The sequence below is a fragment of the Microbacterium sp. dk485 genome (assembly GCF_004570445.1).
Taxonomy (GTDB): Bacteria; Actinomycetota; Actinomycetes; order Actinomycetales; family Microbacteriaceae; genus Microbacterium; species Microbacterium wangchenii.
In genome coordinates this window covers 1260281-1279694 of the sequence record NZ_SPQW01000002.1, presented here as the reverse complement: position 1 = coordinate 1279694, position 19414 = coordinate 1260281, and the positions used below count along the sequence as shown (strand labels likewise).

The 19414-nt window shown below is 72.2% G+C and carries 18 protein-coding genes; all 18 read left to right on the top strand.

Going from position 1 to position 19414, the window contains the following annotated elements; translation table 11 throughout:
• Positions 1-530: 530 nt before the first annotated feature.
• The 18 genes from E4V99_RS17105 (at position 531) to E4V99_RS17025 (ending at position 19412) form a co-directional block, all read left to right on the top strand.
• A complete protein-coding gene (locus E4V99_RS17105) occupies positions 531-1265 on the top strand; it encodes a hypothetical protein (protein ID WP_240742837.1) in 735 nt (244 codons plus the stop codon).
• On the top strand, positions 1262-2302 hold the full coding sequence (locus E4V99_RS17100) for an HAD-IIA family hydrolase (RefSeq protein WP_135065067.1): 1041 nt from the start codon (positions 1262-1264) through the stop codon (positions 2300-2302). Before E4V99_RS17105 ends, E4V99_RS17100 begins: the two co-directional genes overlap by 4 nt.
• A 17-nt stretch (positions 2303-2319) precedes the next feature.
• Positions 2320-2493: a hypothetical protein gene (locus E4V99_RS18525; RefSeq protein WP_167747746.1), complete on the top strand. Its 174-nt coding sequence runs from the start codon at positions 2320-2322 to the stop codon at positions 2491-2493.
• On the top strand, positions 2490-3290 hold the full coding sequence (locus tag E4V99_RS17095) for a TlyA family RNA methyltransferase (protein ID WP_135117936.1): 801 nt from the start codon (positions 2490-2492) through the stop codon (positions 3288-3290). The genes E4V99_RS18525 and E4V99_RS17095 overlap by 4 nt, the downstream gene beginning before the upstream one ends.
• Positions 3287-4207, top strand: coding sequence for an NAD kinase (locus tag E4V99_RS17090; protein WP_135065073.1), 921 nt, complete (start codon positions 3287-3289; stop codon positions 4205-4207). Before E4V99_RS17095 ends, E4V99_RS17090 begins: the two co-directional genes overlap by 4 nt.
• Entirely contained in the window at positions 4204-5895 is a 1692-nt protein-coding gene (gene recN, locus E4V99_RS17085; RefSeq protein ID WP_135117935.1) for a DNA repair protein RecN, read from the top strand. Before E4V99_RS17090 ends, recN begins: the two co-directional genes overlap by 4 nt.
• Positions 5892-8717 carry a DUF2207 domain-containing protein gene (locus E4V99_RS17080; RefSeq protein ID WP_135117934.1) on the top strand — a complete coding sequence of 942 codons (2826 nt, stop codon included), beginning with the start codon at positions 5892-5894 and terminating at the stop codon, positions 8715-8717. The genes recN and E4V99_RS17080 overlap by 4 nt, the downstream gene beginning before the upstream one ends.
• A gap of 94 nt (positions 8718-8811) precedes the next feature.
• Positions 8812-10500 (top strand): CTP synthase, encoded by a 1689-nt coding sequence (locus E4V99_RS17075; RefSeq protein WP_135118005.1) that lies wholly within the window; start codon positions 8812-8814, stop codon positions 10498-10500.
• A 1-nt stretch (position 10501) separates the two neighbouring features.
• A complete protein-coding gene (locus tag E4V99_RS17070) occupies positions 10502-11095 on the top strand; it encodes an NUDIX hydrolase (protein ID WP_135117933.1) in 594 nt (197 codons plus the stop codon).
• 1 nt (position 11096) lies between these two features.
• On the top strand, positions 11097-12020 hold the full coding sequence (gene xerD / locus E4V99_RS17065; RefSeq protein ID WP_135065085.1) for a site-specific tyrosine recombinase XerD: 924 nt from the start codon (positions 11097-11099) through the stop codon (positions 12018-12020).
• 61 nt (positions 12021-12081) lie between these two features.
• Positions 12082-12996, top strand: coding sequence for a ParA family protein (locus E4V99_RS17060; protein ID WP_135065088.1), 915 nt, complete (start codon positions 12082-12084; stop codon positions 12994-12996).
• Positions 12980-13786 carry a ScpA family protein gene (locus E4V99_RS17055; protein ID WP_240742838.1) on the top strand — a complete coding sequence of 269 codons (807 nt, stop codon included), beginning with the start codon at positions 12980-12982 and terminating at the stop codon, positions 13784-13786. The genes E4V99_RS17060 and E4V99_RS17055 overlap by 17 nt, the downstream gene beginning before the upstream one ends.
• Positions 13776-14357, top strand: coding sequence for an SMC-Scp complex subunit ScpB (scpB, locus tag E4V99_RS17050; protein WP_135065094.1), 582 nt, complete (start codon positions 13776-13778; stop codon positions 14355-14357). Before E4V99_RS17055 ends, scpB begins: the two co-directional genes overlap by 11 nt.
• Positions 14354-15121, top strand: a complete 768-nt coding sequence (locus E4V99_RS17045; protein ID WP_135065097.1) for a pseudouridine synthase — start codon at positions 14354-14356, stop codon at positions 15119-15121. The genes scpB and E4V99_RS17045 overlap by 4 nt, the downstream gene beginning before the upstream one ends.
• Positions 15118-16248: a prephenate dehydrogenase gene (locus E4V99_RS17040; RefSeq protein WP_135117932.1), complete on the top strand. Its 1131-nt coding sequence runs from the start codon at positions 15118-15120 to the stop codon at positions 16246-16248. The genes E4V99_RS17045 and E4V99_RS17040 overlap by 4 nt, the downstream gene beginning before the upstream one ends.
• A complete protein-coding gene (gene cmk / locus E4V99_RS17035; RefSeq protein WP_205805889.1) occupies positions 16241-16960 on the top strand; it encodes a (d)CMP kinase in 720 nt (239 codons plus the stop codon). Before E4V99_RS17040 ends, cmk begins: the two co-directional genes overlap by 8 nt.
• On the top strand, positions 16950-18476 hold the full coding sequence (gene der, locus E4V99_RS17030) for a ribosome biogenesis GTPase Der (RefSeq protein ID WP_135065107.1): 1527 nt from the start codon (positions 16950-16952) through the stop codon (positions 18474-18476). Before cmk ends, der begins: the two co-directional genes overlap by 11 nt.
• A gap of 30 nt (positions 18477-18506) precedes the next feature.
• On the top strand, positions 18507-19412 hold the full coding sequence (locus tag E4V99_RS17025) for an NUDIX hydrolase (protein WP_135065110.1): 906 nt from the start codon (positions 18507-18509) through the stop codon (positions 19410-19412).
• Positions 19413-19414 lie beyond the last annotated feature (2 nt).

Sequence of the window (19414 nt, the reverse complement as noted above, 5' to 3'; positions counted from 1 at the left end):
GTAGGACACCGCCGGACTTCTTCCGAGAAATGGCCACCCAACGCTGGGTGGCCATTTCGCGTTTACAGACCTTTTCGGGTGATGAGTAGGAGTGACCAGTGGCGACGGACGACCGCGACGACCGCGACGATCGCAAAGCGCGCGACGCGCGTGGCCGCGGCGACGACCGAGGATCCCAGGGCCGTTCGCGCCCGCGTCAGGATGGTCCGCGCTCGTCGGATCGCACCGGTGGCGAGCGACGCCCCCGCCCGTCGGGGGAGCGGCCGAATCGTGCTTCCGGTGATCGTCCGTTCCGCCCCGCCGGGGAGCGGCCGAATCGCGGGTCCGGTGATCGTCCGTTCCGCCCCGCCGGGGAGCGGCCCAACCGCGGCTCGAGTGATCGTCCGTTCCGCCCCTCGGGCGAGGGCGACCGGCGGCGCGACTTCGGTGCCAGCCGCACACCCGCACCGCGCCGCGGCGAAGCACCGCGCCGCGGTGACGACCGGCGGCCGCCCCGGCCGATCCCGACCAGTGACGACCGTCGCGCGCGCGTGGCCGAGCCGCCGCTGCCCGAGGAGATCACGGCGCGCGATCTGGCGGCGCCGGCGCGCAACGAGCTGAAGACGCTGAGCAAGGAGAACGCCGAGCACGTCGCCCGCCACCTCGCGATGGCCGCCCGGCTCATCGACGAGGACCCGGCGCTGGCCCACCAGCACGCCCTCGCCGCCACCCGTCGCGCCGGTCGCGTCGCGGTGGTGCGGGAGACCGCGGCCATCACCGCGTACGCGGTCGGTGACTTCGCCCTGGCGCTCCGGGAACTGCGCACCTACCGCCGCATCTCCGGTCGCGATGACCAGCTGCCGCTGATCGTCGACAGCGAACGGGGAGTGGGGCGCCCGGATCGCGCCCTCGAGGTCGGCCGCTCGGTCGACCGCTCGACCCTGCCGGTGCCGGTGCGCGTGCAGCTGGCGATCGCGATGTCGGGCGCGCGCCTGGACCTCGGGCAGCCCGACCAGGCGCTGCGCGAACTCGACATCCCCGAACTCGATCCCGACCGCGCGTTCGAGTGGAGCCCCGGCCTGTTCGCCGCGCGCGCGACCGTCCTGGAAGAACTCGGCCGCGACGAGGAGGCGGCCCAGTGGTACGCCCGCGCTCAGATCGCCGAGGACGCGCTGGACGCGGCCACCGGCGTCGCCGACCGTGAAGTGATCGTCGTCGAAGACGTCGACGAGGACGACGACGGCGGTGAGCCGGCTGCGGAGGATGCCGGGGAGCAGGGACGGTGATCGGGCGCCGTAAGCCGGCGCTGGGCGACGCACCCCTGGCCGGAGTGGACGTGGTCCTCGCCGACCTCGACGGCGTCGTGTACGCCGGCCCGGGCGCCATCCCGCACGCCGTGGAGAGCCTCAACCGTGCCGCACGGGAAGGCCGCCGGCTCGGCTACATCACCAACAACGCCTCACGCACCGACGCGGCCGTCGCCGCCCATCTGACCGAGCTGGGGCTCACCGTGCGCCCCGACGAAGTCGTCACGAGCCCGCAGGCGGCGATGCGCCTCCTGCGGGGCATCGTGCCGCCTCCGGCGACGATCCTCGTCGTGGGCGGCGAGGGTCTGGTCGTGGAGGTGGAGAAGGCCGGGTACACCGTCACGCGCAGCGCCGACGATGCCCCGGCCGCCGTCGTGCAGGGCTTCGCGCCCGAGGTCGGCTGGATGCAGCTGGCCGAGGCCGCGTACGCGCTGCAGACTCCGGAGAGCGAAGGCGGGATCCCCTGGATCGCCACCAACACCGACTGGACGATCCCGCAGGCGCGGGGGGTCGCACCGGGTAACGGCACGCTCGTGTCGGCCGTGCACACCGCCGTGGGGCGCCTGGCCACGGTCGCCGGCAAGCCCGAGACGCCGATCTTCGCCGAGGCGGTGGCTCGCTTCGGAGCGAGCGCGCCGCTGTTCATCGGAGACCGGCTCGACACCGACATCCAGGGGGCCTCGCGCGCGGGTATCCGCTCCGCCCTCGTGCTCACCGGCATCGACCGCCCCAAGCACCTCCTGGCCGCCCCGCCCGACGCGCGTCCGGACTTCATCGTCAGCGACCTGCGCGAACTGTTCGAGCCGTACCCCGAGACGGTGGTCCGAGGCGAGCGGACCACCGTCGGTCGCTCGGTCGTGGAGATCGACGGCCCCGACCTGCGCGTCGTGGACGAAGGCGACCGCCACATCGACCTCGTGCGCGCCGCGGCGGCGGCGGTGTGGTCGTCCGGACGCGCGATCTTCGGGTTCCGTGTGCCCGAAGGCGTGTATGCCGACCCGTTCTGGCGCGTGTAGGTCGTTACGATAGCGGCATGCCCGAGCCCGATGACACCGCCACCGATGCCGGGCACGAGCTGATCAGCCGGTTGCGCGTGATCGAGTCGCAGCCGCTGGCCGACCGTGCGGACGCCTACGCCGCCCTCCACGACGAACTCGCTCGGCGCCTGGAGTCCGGTCCCGGCGCCGACAGCGGGTCGCGCGGATGACCGCACGCCTGGACGCCGCCCTGGCCGCCCGCGGCTTGGCGCGCTCACGCACCCACGCCGCGCAGCTCATCGCCGCGGGGGTCGTGAGCGTGGACGGGCGTCCCGTCGTGAAGGCCTCGACGCCCGTCGCCGACGAGGCTCACCTCGAGGTGGCCGCAGCCGACTCGTACGTCAGCCGAGCCGCGCACAAGCTCATCGCGGGGCTGGACGCCTTCGGAATCGATGTGGCCGGCCGGGTCGCGCTGGACCTCGGCGCCTCCACCGGCGGGTTCACGCAGGTGCTCCGCGAACGCGGCGCCGCGCCCGTGCTCGCCGTCGACGTGGGCCACGGCCAGTTGGCGCCGCAGGTGGCCGCCGATCCGGCCGTCATCGCGGTGGAGGGGTACAACGTGCGGTACATGGATGCGGCGAACCTCGCCGCCGCGACCGGCGTCGCCGAGGCGCCCGCCGTCGTCACCGGCGACCTCTCCTTCATCTCCCTCACGCACGTCCTGCCCGCCGTCGCCGCCGTCGCCTCCCCGGGCGCCGACATCGTGCTGCTGATCAAGCCGCAGTTCGAAGTCGGCCGCACGGCGGTGAAAGGCGGGCTGGTCACAAACCCCGCGCTCCGGGCCGATGCCGTGAACACCGTCCTGTGGGCGGCATGGGATGTGGGACTGCGTACGGCGGGGCTCATCGGATCGCCGGTTCCCGGCACGCACGGCAACCGCGAGATCGTGGCGCACCTGACCACGGCAGGTGGGAGCGATCCGTCAGAATGGTCAGGCACGGTGAACGAAGTGGCCGGTACCCGATGAACACGAGCGAACGCAGCATCCTGGTGGTCGTGCACTCCCGTCGCGACGACACCGTCGACGCGGCGCGGCACGTGGTGAGCGAACTGCGTGCGGCCGGCGCCCGTCCGGTGCTCTCCGTCGAGGACCGCGCAGAGCTGGAAGACCTGCTGGATCTGTCGGGGGTGGGCACGCTGACCGTGGACGTGCCGCTGGCCGACATCGAACTGGCGATCGTCCTCGGCGGTGACGGCACGATCCTGCGCGCCGCCGAACTGGTACGTGGCGGCACCGCGCCGGTGCTCGGCATCAACCTCGGGCACGTCGGCTTCCTCGCCGAGATCGAACGCGACGATATGGACGACGCGGTGCGACGCGTCATCGCGCGCGACTACCGCGTCGAGGAGCGCCTGGCGCTGTCGGTGCGGGTGAAGGACGCCACCGACACGGTCGTGTACGAGACGTGGGCGCTCAACGAGGCCACCGTCGAGAAGGCCAGTCGCGAACGCATGCTGGAAGTGGTGATGGAGATCGACGGGCGCCCGCTGTCGTCCTTCGGATGCGACGGTGTGGTGGTGGCCTCGCCGACCGGATCCACCGCCTACAACTTCTCCGCCGGCGGCCCGGTCATCTGGCCGAACGTCGAGGCCATCGCCGTCGTGCCGCTGTCGGCGCACGCGCTGTTCGCCCGGCCCCTCGTGGTCGACCCGGGAGCTGCCGTGGCGATCGAAGTGCTCGAGCGCACGAGTGGCGGCGGCGTGCTGTGGTGCGACGGGCGCCGCTCGCACGATCTTCCACCCGGTGCGCGGGTCGTGGTGCGTCGCTCCAGCGTGCCGGTGCGCCTCGCCCGACTGCATCCGGCTGCGTTCACCGACCGCCTCGTGCGCAAGTTCCGGCTGCCCGTCGAAGGCTGGCGCGGCCCGGACAGGGGGACGGCGTGATCGAGCAGATGCACCTGCGCGACCTCGGAGTGATCGCCGACGCGACCCTGCCCATCGGCACCGGGTTCACCGCGATCACGGGCGAGACCGGTGCGGGCAAGACGATGGTGGTCACGGGCCTGGCGCTGCTCATGGGGCAGCGGGCCGATTCCGGCGCCGTGCGCTCCGGAGCCGGCCAGGCCTCGGTGGAGGGTGTGTGGATCGTGCCCGAGCAGGGGCCGGTGGCCGAGCGCGTCCGCGAGGCGGGGGGCGAGGTGGAACCGATCGGCGACGGCCGCGCCGAGGTGTACCTGGGCCGGACCATCTCCAGCGAGGGCCGCGGCCGGGCCACAGTGGGCGGGCGCACCGCGCCGGCCGGCGTGCTCGCCGACCTCGCCGATGACCTCGTGGTCGTGCACGGTCAGTCCGAGCAGCTCCGGCTGCGCTCCGCTGCGGCCCAGCGCGACGCCCTCGACCGCTTCGGCGGCGCGGCGGTCGCGCGCGCCCTGGCGGACTACGGCCGGGCGTACCAGGAGTGGCGTTCCCTCGACGCCGAGCTGACCATGCTCGAGAACGATCGCGACCAGCGCGCGCGCGAGGCGGAGGACCTCCGCATCCGTCTGGCCGAGATCGAGGCGGCCGCGCCGGTGGTGGGGGAGGACCAGCAGCTGGCCGCTCGCGCCGAACGCCTCAGCAACGTCGAGGAGGTGCGTCTGGCGGTCGTGACGGCGCACGAGGCGCTCTCCTCCGAAACCGGCGCGCCGGATGTGACGACGCTGCTGGCCGAGGCCCGCCGCGCCCTGGAGCGGGTGGGCGATGCCGCACTGGCCGAACTCGCCGAGCAGCTCGCCGAGGTGGGGTACCGCGTCGCCGATGTCGCCGCGGCCCTGTCGGGCCAGCTCGCCGACCTGGACGAGACCGGCCCCCATGAGCTGGCCGCGGTGGAGGAGCGGCGCGCCGTGCTGGCCGGTCTGTCGCGCGCCCACGGGAGCCTGGAGGCCGCGCTGGAGCTGCTGGAGACGGGATCGGCCCGGCTGGCCGAGCTGGACGATGACTCCGACCGCATCGAGCGTCTGGCGGCCGAGCGCACTGCGGCAGCCGAGCGCCTCGACGACGCCGCCGACGTGCTCACCGCCGCGCGCACCGATGCGGCCGCGCGTCTGGGGGAGGCCGTCACGCATGAGCTGCATGCGCTGGCGCTGCCCGATGCGACCCTCACCGTCTCCGTGATGCCGGGAACGCCCTCCGTCAGCGGTCGCGACGACGTCACGATCCTGCTCGCTCCGCACCCCGGCGCCGAACCCCGACCGGTGGCCCGCGGGGCCTCCGGGGGTGAGCTGAGCCGCGTCATGCTCGCGCTGGAAGTCGTGCTGGCCGGCGTGGACCCTGTCCCCACCTTCGTGTTCGACGAGGTGGATGCAGGAATCGGCGGTGCCGCCGCGATCGAGGTGGGCCGTCGCCTGGCCCGGCTGGCGGAGAACTCGCAGGTCATCGCCGTGACGCACCTGGCCCAGGTGGCGGCGTTCGCGGGGAATCACCTGTCGGTGGTCAAAGGCACGGACGGTGCGGTGACGGCGTCGAGCGTGCGCCGGCTGGAGGGTGCGGAGCGGGAGGCGGAGATGGCACGACTGCTGTCGGGCATGCCGGATTCGGAGGCCGCACTGGCCCACGCGCGCGAGCTGCTGGACACCGGGCGCACGGCCCGGTGAGCGCGGAGACACCCGGCATCGACCTCACCGTCGAGCCGCCACCCGACGGAGCCGTCCCGGTCGAGACGCGCCGGCCTACGCGCCTGTACCGCGGCATGGGCGGCCTCCTGCTCCGCCTGGAGGCGCGCGCCCGCGCGAAGGGCTCGCGTCGCGTCCGCCTGACGAACGCCCTCGTGTGGCTCCTCGTCGCCGCCGCGGGGCAGGTGCTGCTGACCGGCCCCGTGATCAACGAACCGCTCTCGTTGGAGGACATCACCTCGGCGGCGGGCGAAGTGACCGAGCACTGGATCGCCCACGACGTCGACGCCAGATTCGAGCTCGAGCGCACCGACGACGGCCGCCTCCTCGTGCACGTCGAGGAGCAGATCACGGCCGACTTCCCCGAGGGGGTGGAAGAGACCGGCATCACCCGCACGATCGCCTCGCATTACGAAGGGCACGACCTGCACCCGCGGGTGACCGGCGGCGAGTTCGACGGAGACCCGGTCGAGGTCGCCGCGCGCGTGGGCGCCACGGCCACGTCCCTGACCTGGGACACCGGGAGCGTCCTCACCGGCCGGCATGAGTTCGTCGTGCGCTACACCCTGTCCGACGTCGCCTACCCCGAACAGGATGCCTCCACCGGACGCCTGCAGGACCTGCTGGAGTGGGACATCCTCGGACCCTCGTGGGGTCAGGGGATCCGCGGCGTGGAGATGACGCTCATCGTGCCGAGGGAGCTGCACGACGCCCTCGAACGCACACCGCGGGCGGCGATGTCGTGGACGCTGCTGGCGGACGCGACGACCCTCACGCCCGACAGCGAGACCGCCGATGCGGTCACCTACGTCGTGACGGTGGATCAGAACATGCCGCCGCACACGGACATCTGGTTCACGCTGCGCTTCGCCGAGGGCACCTTCACGATGCCCGATCCGGCGCCGCTGTACTGGGTGCTCGTGGTCGGTCCGTTCGTTCCCCTGCTCCTGCTGGCCGTGGGCCTGTTGTTCGTGCTGGCCGCCCGCGCGCTGGTGTGGAACGACGCCCGCGGCCGCGCGTGGTTCGTGCCGCAGTACGAACCCGACCCGCGCGTGCCGGCGCCGCTGGCCTCCCGTCTCATGCGGCAGGTTCTCACGGCCCCGCTGGTCCAGGCGATCAGTGACGGGCACGCCGGCATCGGCGAGCGGCCGATCACGCGGATCGGCCGGATCGCGTGGCGGACGGGGCGGCCGTGGCACCTCTGGCCGGAGTGGCGGACCTACCTCTTCGCGCCGGCGTGGCGCGAGCAGTTCGTCCGGAAGTTGCGCCGGGTTCCGCGCGGGATCGTGCGCGACGTGTTCATCGGGGCGACGCTCGCCCTCACGCTCGTGCAGTTCGGCCTCGTGCGGCAGCTGTCCTACCAGGTCATCCTCAGCGTCTACTGGTGGCCCCTCGCGATCGTGGCTGCCACGATCGCTCTGGCCCTCGTGATCCTCGTCATCGCGCTGTCGGCACGGCCGCTGACCCGCGCCGGCGCGCTCGCGCGAGAGCACCTGCTGGGTCTGCGGCTCTACCTCGAGCAGACCCGCATGGACGAGCGCATCACCCTGCGCGACGAGTTGCTGCCCTACGTCGTCATGTTCGCCAAGCCACGGCGCGCGCGGGAAATCGTGCGGCGTCTGCTGGACGAGCGCGGCCACCGGGATCCGGGGCTGCGCGCCGGGTTCTTCACCGCCGCGCGCCTCGGCGTGCGCGCGGCGGCGATGCTCGCCGTCGTCGGCGCGATCGTGGTGGCGGCTGCCCTCCCGTCGCCGTCGCAGCGGTCGGCACCGGAGGATCTCGCGTACTCGGGTGACCTCCCCGGATCGCGAGGCTGGCTCGTGAGCGAGATCACCGCCGACGCGCGGCTGGAGCGGACGGAGGCGGGCAAGGCGACCGTCACGGTCACCGAGACCCTCACCGTCTTCGTCGAGGAGGAACGCGACACCCTGCCCCAGGTCATGCGCCAATGGCGCGACGTCGTGCACGGGCACGACACGGGGCTGGAGGTCACCGAGGTGACCGTCGACGGCGACCCCGTGCCGTACGAGCAGCGGCGCGAGGAGGGCATGGCCTTCGTGCAGACCCAGCTCACGCGGGATTGGGGCGGCGAGCACACCGTTCAGATCCGCTATCGGCTGACAGATGCGGCGGCCGCCGTGCAGCAGGACGGCCGGTGGTACGAGCACGTGCAGTGGACCGCCCTGAACGAGGGCTGGCGGGACGCGTGGTCGTGGCCGGAGCAGAACATCGAACGCGTGGCGATGACGGTACGGGTGCCCGCCGAGCTTCGCGCGCAGCTGCACGAGGACAGCGGCGTGCTGGAGGGAGACCTGGATGTCGAGGCCCCCGGGCTTCCGGCTGTCACCAGCGGCGCAGGCGGTGAGGACGTGTACCGGTGGGAACTGCTGCCCGACGCGGACGGGCGATGGACCTACGAGGCGAGCCGGGACGTCGGCATCCGGTTCGTGTTCCCCGCCGGCACGTTCGCCGACGTCGGACAGGAGTCGTGGTGGCTCGACAGCGCAGCGCGCGCGCTGCCGACCGCAGTGCCGCTGGTCCTGCTGCTGGGAGCCGCCGGGTGCGCGCTGCTCGGACTGATCCTGCGCCTGGGCGGAGTGCGGCGTGTGTCGGAGCCCGGACTCCTGCGCGAAGTCGTGCGGTGGATCCCGCCGTGGTTCGCTCTCGCCGGATCGATCCTCTTCGTGTGGCGCACGGCCGACTCCGTGGACGACGACCCGCTGTTCCCGCTGCTCGGCCTTCCCGCGGTGGCGGCGGTCGTGCTGGCCATCGCCAACCACTACGCGACGCGCCGGCGATCGTGAGGACGCGCGGTTCCTGGCAGACTGCAGGGAACCGGTCCCGCGCGCGCCGCGGCAGCGGAACCCCGACACCCGGCTGATAGGATCGAAGCCCGTGATGCAGACTTCAGACGCGGGACATGTGAACGACACCACCAAGCACATCTTCGTGACGGGTGGTGTCGTTTCGTCTCTCGGGAAGGGCCTGACGGCGGCCAGCCTCGGCAACCTCCTCACCGCCCGCGGGCTGCGCGTGGTGATGCAGAAGCTCGACCCCTACCTGAACGTCGACCCCGGCACGATGAACCCGTTCCAGCACGGGGAGGTCTTCGTCACCGACGACGGCGCAGAGACCGACCTCGACATCGGCCACTACGAGCGATTCCTCGACATCAACCTCAGCCAGGCGGCCAACGTCACCACGGGTCAGATCTACTCGCAGGTGATCGCCCGGGAGCGCCGCGGGGAGTACCTCGGCGACACTGTCCAGGTGATCCCGCACATCACGGACGAGATCAAGCGCCGCATGCGGCTGCAGGCCACCGAGGAGCCGCGTCCGGACGTCATCATCACCGAGATCGGCGGAACGGTCGGTGACATCGAGTCGCAGCCGTTCATCGAGTCGGCTCGGCAGATCCGCCACGAGCTGGGCCGGAACAACGTGTTCTTCGTGCACGTGTCGCTCGTGCCGTTCATGGGCGCTTCCGGCGAGCAGAAGACCAAGCCCACGCAGCACTCCGTCGCGACGCTGCGCTCCATCGGCATCCAGCCCGACGCGCTCGTACTGCGCAGCGACCGTCCGGTGACGGAGTCGAACAAGCGCAAGATCGCCCTCATGTGCGATGTGGATGAGGACGCCGTGGTCAACGCGGTGGATGTGCCCAGCATCTACGACATCCCCTCGATGCTGCACGAGCAGGGCCTGGACGACTACATCGTGCGTTCGCTGGGGATCGGCAAGGCCGCCGAGGTGGACTGGTCGCGCTGGCAGCGGGTGCTGGAGGCGGTGCACAACCCCAAGCACGAGGTCACGATCGGCCTGGTGGGCAAGTACATCGACCTGCCCGACGCGTACCTCTCCGTCACCGAGGCCCTCAAGGCCGGCGGGTTCGCCCACGAGACCCACGTGAAGATCACGTGGATCCCCTCCGACCTGTGCGAGACGCCCGAGGGGGCGGCCAAGGCCCTCGGCGCACTGGACGGCATCGTCATCCCCGGTGGCTTCGGCATCCGGGGGATCGAGGGGAAGGTGGGCGCGCTGCGCTTCGCACGCGAGCAGGGGATCCCCACCCTGGGCATCTGCCTGGGCCTGCAGTGCATCGTCATCGAATACGCCCGTCACGTCGCCGGCATCGAAGACGCGTCCTCGAGCGAGTTCGACCCCGACACGGGCAACCCGATCGTGGCGACGATGGCTGAGCAGGTCGACATCCTCGACCGCGGCGACCTCGGCGGGACGATGCGGCTGGGCCTGTACCCGGCCGACCTCCTCGCCGGCTCGATCGCGGAGGAGGTGTACGGTGCCTCCCGCGTGTCCGAGCGCCACCGCCACCGCTACGAGGTGAACAACGCGTACCGCGACCAGCTGTCCGAGGCGGGCCTGGTGTTCTCGGGGACCAACCCCGATCTCGGCCTCGTCGAGTACGTCGAGCTGCCGCGCGACGTGCATCCGTACTACATCGCCACGCAGGCCCACCCGGAGCTGCGATCGCGTCCCACCGAGCCGCATCCGCTGTTCCGCGGGCTCATCGGGGCGGCGCTCGAGCGTCACCGCGCGAGCGAGCTGTTCGACGTCGAGCAGGCCTGACGTGGACGCCGCCCAGTTGCACGACGAGCCGGTGGAGCCGGACGTCGTCGCCAGCGACGTCGTCTACCGCGGAGCGGTGTGGAACGTCCGCTCCGACACCGTGCGCTACGGCGATGGCGAGATCGTCCGGCAGTACGTCGAGCATCCCGGTGCTGCGGCGGTGGTGGCGCTGGACGACGAGGAGCGGATCGTCCTGATCCAGCAGTATCGTCACCCCCTCCGCCTGCGTGACTGGGAGATCCCCGCCGGGCTCCTGGATGTGGCGGGGGAGCCGCCGCTGGAGACGGCCCGGCGCGAGCTGGCCGAGGAGGTCGACCTCGTCGCCGAGCATTGGCAGCCCCTGCTGTCGCTGCGCACGAGTCCCGGCGGCAACGACGAGGTCGTGCACGTGTTCCTCGCGCGCGGACTGTCGGACGCCCCCGAGGCGTTCGCGCGTGCCGACGAGGAGGCGGACATGACGCTCGCCCGCGTGCCTCTGCGCGACGCCGTCGATGCCGTCATCGCCGGGCGGGTGACCAACGGCATCCTCGTGGCGAGCGTCCTCGCCGCCGCCGAGGTGCTGCGGCGCGAGGCGGGCGACGCGGCGGGGCGGTGACGTGCGCCTCCCGCGCGCGGTCGACGCCTACCTGCGGCACAGTTCGCTCGAGCGCGGGCTCTCCGAGCACACCGTGGCCGCCTACCGGCGCGACCTCGCCGGCTACGTCGAGTGGCTCGCCGGCCACGGTGTGGACGACACCGACGAGGTGACCGACGCCCTGGTGTCGGAGTTCGCCGCCGAGCGCGCCTCCGCGCAGCCCCCGCCGGCAGCATCCAGCCTCGCCCGCCTGCAGTCCTCGGTGCGGGGCCTGCATCGATTCCTCGCGCGCGAGGGCATCGCCGACGACGATCCCTCGGGGCGCCTGCGCCCGCCCAAGGCCGCGCGGCGCCTGCCGAAGGCGCTCACGATCGACCAGGTGTCGCAACTGATCGACGCCTCCGGACCCGCGCCGGAGGATGCCGCGCCCGGCGAGCTGGCGGGCATCCGCGACCGGGCGCTGCTGGAGCTGCTGTACGCCACCGGCGCGCGCGTGTCGGAGATCGTGCAGCTCGACGTCGACGACCTCGCGCACGGCGACGTGCTGCGCGTGCGCGGCAAGGGTTCGAAGGAGCGCATCGTCCCGGTGGGGTCGTTCGCGCGGCGCGCGGTGGAGGCCTACCTGACGCGCGTGCGCCCCGAGCTCGCCCGTCGCGGACCGGCCACCCCGCGCCTGTTCCTCGGAATGCGCGGTGCGCCCCTGTCGCGGCAGAGCGCGTGGCTCGTGCTGCAGCAGGCGGCCGAGCGTGCGAGCCTCACCGCGCACGTCTCGCCGCACACCCTGCGCCATTCGTTCGCGACGCATCTCCTGCAGGGCGGCGCGGACGTACGGGTCGTGCAGGAGCTGCTCGGGCACGCGTCGGTGTCCACGACGCAGATCTACACCCACGTCAGCGTCGACGCCCTGCGCGACGTGTACGCCACGTCGCATCCGCGCGCCCGGTAACCCACGGATGCGGCGCGCATCCCGTGGCGCGGGGTCACCCCGGCTAGAATCGGTGCACGTAATGGCAAGGGCAGGAGAGTCGGTGGCGGGCAGCACGACGAAGGGCAAGGCGAAAGCCGCGGCAGGGGGTGACGAGGTCACCCTCGGCCCGACCGGTCGTCCCTACCACGGATTCCCGACCCCGCCGAAGCTCGACGGCCACGGTCCCGCGCGCATCATCGCCCTGTGCAACCAGAAGGGCGGCGTGGGCAAGACCACGACGACCATCAACCTCGCCGCGGCCCTCGCCGGGTACGGCCGCAAGGTGCTCGCGATCGACTTCGACCCGCAGGGTGCGCTCTCGGCGGGCCTGGGCATCCAGACCCACGACGCGCCGACGATCTACGACCTGCTGCTGGACACCAAGCGCGACCCGCACGAGACGATCGTGCACACCTCGGTCGAGGGCCTGGACGTCATCCCGGCCAACATCGATCTGTCCGCCGCCGAAGTGCACCTCGTCAACGAGGTCGCGCGCGAGACGATCCTCGCGCGCGTGCTGCGCAAGGTGGCGCCCGAGTACGACGTCATCCTCATCGACTGCCAGCCGTCGCTGGGCCTGCTCACCGTCAACGCCCTCACCGCGAGCCACGGCGTGGTGATCCCGCTGGAGTGCGAGTTCTTCGCCCTGCGCGGCGTCGCGCTGCTGATCGAGACGATCGACAAGGTGCGCGACCGCCTGAACCCGGCCATCACGCTCGACGGCGTGCTGGCCACGATGTACGACCCGCGGACGCTGCACTCGCGCGAAGTGCTCGAGCGCGTGGTCGAGGCGTTCGGCGACGACGTGCTGGAGACCGTCATCGGGCGCACCGTGAAGTTCCCGGATGCGTCGGTCTCGGGCGTCCCGATCACCGAGTTCGCCCCCGAGCACGCTGCCGCCCAGGCGTACCTGCGCCTCGCGCGGGAGCTGGTCGCCCGTGGCGCCGTCGCCTGACGCGACGGACGGTGGGTTCCGCGTCTCGCTGCCGGTCTTCGACGGCCCCTTCGACCTTCTCCTGACCCTCATCTCCCAGCGGGAGCTCGACATCACGGAGGTGGCCCTCAGCGCCGTCACCGACGAGTTCATCGCCTACCTGCGGGCGATGGGACCGGACGCGCAGATGGACGAGGCATCCGAGTTCCTCGTCGTGGCAGCGACGCTGCTGGACATGAAGGTCGCCGGCCTCCTGCCGCAGGGCGAACTGGTCGACGCCGAATCCGTCGCGCTCCTGGAGGCCCGCGACCTGCTGTTCGCCCGGCTTCTGCAGTACCGCGCGTTCAAGGAGGTGGCCGGCTGGTTCTCCGAGCGCCTGCAGTCCGAAGACCGCCGGCACGTGCGCGCCGTGCGGCTGGACGAGAAGTACCGCAACGCCGCTCCCGAGCTTGTGTGGAGCCTCAGCCCCGACGACTTCGCCGCGCTCGCCCTGCTCGCCTTCGCGCCCAAGGAGATCCCGCGCGTGGGCCTGGACCACCTCCACGCGCCGCTGGTGAGCATCCGCGAGCAGGCGGCCGTCGTGGTCACGCTGCTGCGCGACTCGGGTGCGCTCACGTTCCGCGACCTCGTTGCCGGCGTCACGCAGACGGGGGTCGTGGTGGCCCGATTCCTCTCGGTGCTCGAGCTGTACCGGCTCGCCGCACTGTCGTTCGAGCAGGTCGAACCGCTCGGCGAACTCACGCTCCGCTGGACCGCCGAACGGTGGTCGGAGGAGAACCTCGCGACTCTGGGAGCCGATTATGACCGATGACCCTTCGACCGCGACGGGCGATGTCGCGCGCCGATTGGAGGCGATCCTCATGGTCGTCGACGAGCCGCAGAGCCTCGTCAGCCTCGCCGCCGCGGTGGGGGCGCCCGTCGCCGCGGTGCGCCAGGCGGTCGACGCGCTCGTGGACGACTACGACGGCCGCACCGGCGGGCCGCGACGGGGCTTCGAGCTGCGCGAGGTCGGCGGCGGGTGGCGCATCTACGTGCGGGCCGAGTACGACGACCTCGTGTCGGAGTTCGTCAACACCCAGGCGCCGTCGCGGCTGTCGCAGGCAGCGCTGGAGACCCTCGCCGTCATCGCGTACAAGCAGCCCGTCACGCGCGGGCAGGTGGCCTCCATCCGCGCCGTCAACGTCGACTCGGTCGTGCGGACCCTGCTCTCGCGCGGCCTCATCACGGAGGTGTCCACCGACCCCGAGACCGGCGCGATCAACTACGGCACCACCGACGCGCTGCTGGTGAACCTCGGCATCAACTCCCTCGACGAGCTGCCCCACATCTCGCCGCTGCTGGATGACGGCTCCGAGGGCTTCGACCTGGAGGGCGTGCGATGAGCGAACCGCGCAGCACCGAGGGGGTCCGGCTGCAGAAGGCCCTCGCCAACGCCGGCGTGGCCTCGCGCCGCGTGTCCGAGCAGCTCATCGTCGAGGGACGCGTTCGCGTGAACGGCGTCGTGGTCACCGAGCTCGGCAGCCGCGTCGATCCGGATGCCGACCTCATCGACGTGGACGGCGTGGCGGTGCAGCTGGACACCGGCAAGCGCTACGTCATGCTCAACAAGCCCACCGGCGTCGTGAGCACCATGAAGGACGAGCGCGGCCGTCCCGATCTGCGCCGCTTCACCGCGGAGTGGGACGAGCGCCTCTACAACGTCGGCCGGCTGGATGCCGACACCAGCGGGCTGCTCGTGCTCACCAACGACGGCGACCTCGCGCATGTCCTGGCACACCCGTCCTTCGGGGTCACCAAGGTGTACATCGCCCGGGTCCAGGGGCGCGTGACGGCCCAGACGATCGCACGCCTGACGCGCGGGATCGAACTGGAGGACGGACCCATCGCCGCCGACAAGGCGCGCCTGCTGGATGCCTCGGGCGACTCGAGCCTCGTGGAACTGACCCTGCACTCCGGCCGCAATCGCATCGTGCGCCGCATGATGGCCGAGGTGGGGCATCCGGTCGTCGAGCTCGTGCGCCGGCAGTTCGGTCCGCTGCACCTGGGAACCCTCCCGGTCGGGCGGGCACGCGAATTGACTAAGCTGGAACGCGGTGCGCTGTTGACCCTCTCCCGTGGCGAGGGCGCACCGGACGACACCCCGTGAGCGATTCGACGAACTCTTCCGCGCGCGCGGCCGCACCGCTGGCCCCGCGCGTTCGAGGGACGGTCCGCATCGTCGGAGCCGGGCTCCTGGGCTCCAGCATCGGCCACGCCCTCACCGCCCGCGGCATCGACGTGGCGCTGGATGACGCGTCTCCCGCGCAGCTGCGGCTGGCCGTGGACTACGGCGCGGGGCGCATGGCGCAGCCCGACGACGCCCCGTCACTCATCGTCGTGGCCGTGCCTCCCGATGTCACCGCCGACGTCATCGCGCGTGAGCTGTCCGCCCACCCCGGCGTCGTCGTCACCGACGTCGCGAGCGTCAAGCTCCAGCCCCTCCACGAGCTGCGCGCACGCGGGATCGACCTGACGCACTACATCGGCTCGCACCCCTTGGCCGGACGCGAACGCGGCGGCGCCATCTCCGCGCGCGCCGACCTGTTCATCGGTCGCCCCTGGGTCGTGTGCCGCGACGGCGAAACGCCGGCGGACGACCTCGCCCTGGTGGAGGGCCTCGCCCTGGATCTGGGCGCCGTCCCGCTGGAGATGTCGCCGGAGGAGCACGACCGCTCCGTCGCGCTCGTCTCGCACGTGCCGCAGCTGGTCGCGAGCCTGCTGGCCGGACGCTTCGTGGACGCCCCCGACGGGGCGCTGGGCCTGGCCGGACAGGGCGTGCGCGACACGACGCGCATCGCCGCCTCCGCCCCCGAGCTGTGGGTGCAGATCCTCGGCGCCAACGCGCAGCCGGTCGTCGACGTGCTCGACGCGCTCGCCGCCGACCTCTCGGCCGTGGCGGCGGCGCTGCGCGCCCCGGATGCCCCGGGCGCACGCCGCGCGGTGGCCGACACCATCCGCCGCGGCAACGACGGCGTCGAGCGTCTGCCGGGCAAGCACGGGCAGAACCGCCGCTTCGACTCGTTCGTGGTGATGATCGACGACACCCCCGGCCAGCTGGGGCTCCTGTTCGGGGAGCTCGGGGACCTGGGCGTCAACGTCGAGGACCTGCGCCTGGAGCACTCGCCCGGCGCGCAGTTCGGTCTCGCCGAGATCAGCGTCGTCCCCGACGCCGTCCGCCCGGCAACCGAAGGCCTGACCGCGCGCGGCTGGCGGATTGCGAGCACCAATGACTGAGTCCACATCGACGACGGAGTCCACCATGACCGCCGGCCCGACGATCATCGCCGTGGACGGCCCGGCCGGCAGCGGCAAGTCCAGCGTGTCGAAGGAGGTCGCCCGTCGACTGGGCTTCGGCTACCTCGACACCGGCGCCGCCTACCGCGCGCTGGCGTGGCACACCCTCGAGCACGGCGCCGACACCTCCGACGCCTCGGCCGTGCTGGACGTGTTCGGCGACTTCGACTTCGCGATCTCGCTCGACCCGGACGCGTACTGGGTGCGCGTGGGCGGGCACGACGTGACCGCCGCGATCCGGGAGTCGCGCGTGACCGACGCCGTCAGCGGCGTGGCGCGCATCCCGGCCGTGCGCCACGGCGTCAACGCGCTGTTCCGCGGGCTCGTGGCTGAGTCGGGACTGCCGGGCGTGGTCGTGGAGGGACGCGACATCACGACGGTCGTCGCTCCCGACGCACCCGTCCGCATCCTGCTGACCGCCGCTCCCGAGGTCCGCGCCGCGCGACGCAGCGCCGAAGTGACCACACAGGACGCCGCCGCCGTCGCGGCCGCGCTGCACCGCCGCGACGCATCCGACTCCACCGTCGTCGACTTCCTCACCGCCGCCCCCGGCGTGCAGGTCGTCGATTCGACCGACCTGGATTTCCCCCACACCGTCGACGCGGTTCTCGCCGTCGTCGAACGCACGATTGGAGCCCTCGATGGGCGTTGACGAAGACGAGTACGAAGGCGGGCCAGACCAGCTCGCCGAGAAGATGGACGAGCTGGACGAGGCCCTCGCCGACCAGCGCGCCGCGGCTCTCCGGGCGAGCCTGGAAGACTTCGACCTGGATGAGGAGGACGCCGAGCTCCTCGCCGGTCTCGCCGAGGACGGCGACGGGATCGAGTACCTTCCCGCCCTTCCCGTCGTGGCGATCGTGGGTCGCCCCAACGTCGGCAAGTCGGCGCTGGTCAACCGCATCCTCGGCCGGCGTGAGGCCGTCGTGGAAGACACCCCCGGTGTCACGCGCGACCGCGTGACCTACAAGGCAGAGTGGATGGACCGCCGCTTCTCGCTCGTCGACACCGGCGGATGGGAACCGGACGCCCGCGGAATCGACCGTTCGGTCGCCCTGCAGGCGGAGATCGCGATCGACCTCGCCGACGTCGTGCTGTTCGTCGTCGACGCACGAGTGGGGGCCACCTCCACCGACGAGCACGTCGTGAAGCTCCTGCGCCGCAGCGGCAAGCCCGTCTTCCTCGTGGCCAACAAGATCGACGACGCGCGGCAGGAGCCCGAGGCCGCCGCGCTGTGGAACCTGGGCCTGGGCGAGCCGTACCCTGTCTCGGCCATCCACGGGCGCGGCGTCGCCGACCTGCTGGATGCGGTCATGAAGGTGCTCCCCGAGGTCTCGGCGGTGGCGAAGTTCGAGATCGGCGGCCCGCGCCGCGTCGCGATCCTCGGCCGCCCCAACGTCGGCAAGTCGTCGCTGCTGAACAAGGCGGCCGGCGAGGAGCGCGTGGTCGTCAACGAACTGGCGGGAACCACGCGCGACCCGGTGGACGAGGTCGTCGAACTCGGCGGGCGCCTGTGGCGCCTCGTCGACACGGCGGGCATCCGCCGGCGCGTGCACCTGCAGCAGGGCGCGGACTTCTATGCGTCGCTGCGCACCTCGACCGCGCTGGAGAAGGCCGAAGTCGCCGTCGTCGTGCTGGATGTGTCGCAGCCGCTGAGCGAGCAGGACGTGCGGATCATCGACCTCGTGCTCGAGTCCGGTCGCGCCCTGGTGCTCGCGTTCAACAAGTGGGACCTGCTCACGACGCCCGAGCTGGAGAACCAGGATCGCCGGCGCTACCTCGAGCGGGAGATCGAACAGGATCTCGCCCACGTCGCATGGGCGCCCCGAGTGAACATCTCCGCGCGCACCGGTCGTCACCTCGAGAAGCTCGTGCCCGCGCTGGAGACAGCGCTGGCGTCGTGGGACCAGCGCATCCCGACGGGCAAGTTCAACGCCTTCCTCTCCGAGCTCGTCGCCGAGCACCCGCATCCGCTGCGCGGCGGCAAGCAGCCGCGCATCCTGTTCGGTACGCAGGCGTCCACGCGGCCGCCCACCTTCGTCCTCTTCACGACCGGGTTCCTCGATCCCGGTTACCGCCGCTTCATCCAGCGCCGCCTGCGCGAGATCTACGGCTTCGAGGGCACGCCCATCGTGCTGAACATGCGCATCCGGGAGCGCCGGCAGCGCTGAGCGCAGCGGGGCGTGTGACAGGCTGAAGAGGTGACGACCGAGCCGCCCCGACCCGGAGAACCGCGACGCCCGTCGGGGCCGCGGGATCCCGGCGACGCGTGGGTGGTCGCGCCCACGGGGGAGCGGTACTGGGGCCGATTCGGCGCCGCGGGACTGCTCGCATGGGACCCGCGCCGCGGGGTGCTGCTGCAGCACCGCGTGGCATGGAGCCACTTCGGCGGCACGTGGGGCCTGCCCGGCGGTGCCCGCCACGAGGACGAGTCGGCCGTGGGCGGCGCGATGCGCGAGGCCGCGGAGGAGGCCGGCGTCCCCGACGGTGCGGTGCGCGCTCGCCTCGTCAGCGTCCTCGACCTCGGCTTCTGGTCGTACGCCACCGTGGTCGCCGACGTCGTGCAGCCGTTCGAGCCGGTGATCAGCGACCCCGAGAGCGTGGAGCTGTCGTGGGTGCCGGTCGATGCCGTCGACGATTACCCGCTGCACCCCGGGTTCGCGGGAGCGTGGGGGCGCCTCCGGACGCTCCTGCCGGTGCGCCCCACGATCATCGTGGACGCGGCGAACGTGGTGGGGTCGGTGCCGGACGGCTGGTGGCGCGACCGGGCGGGGGCGGCGGGACGTCTGATGGACCGGGTCGAGCGATGGCTGGCGGGCGGGGTTCCCGGAGCGGTGCTCTCCCTCGACGAGCACACGTGGTTCCCGCGCGTCGTGGTCGTGCTGGAGGGGCGGGCGCGGGATGCGGCGGCCGCGGCATCCCGCTCCGTCGAGGTGGTCGAGGCTCCCGCCTCCGGTGACGACGAGATCGCCGCTCAGGCCGCGCGCGCGGTGGAGGCGGGGGAGCAGGTGACGGTCATCACGAGCGATCGGGGACTCGCCGACCGCGTCCTCGCCGTGGGTGCGGCCGTGCACGGTGCGGGCTGGCTGCTCGAGCGGCTGCCCTGAGC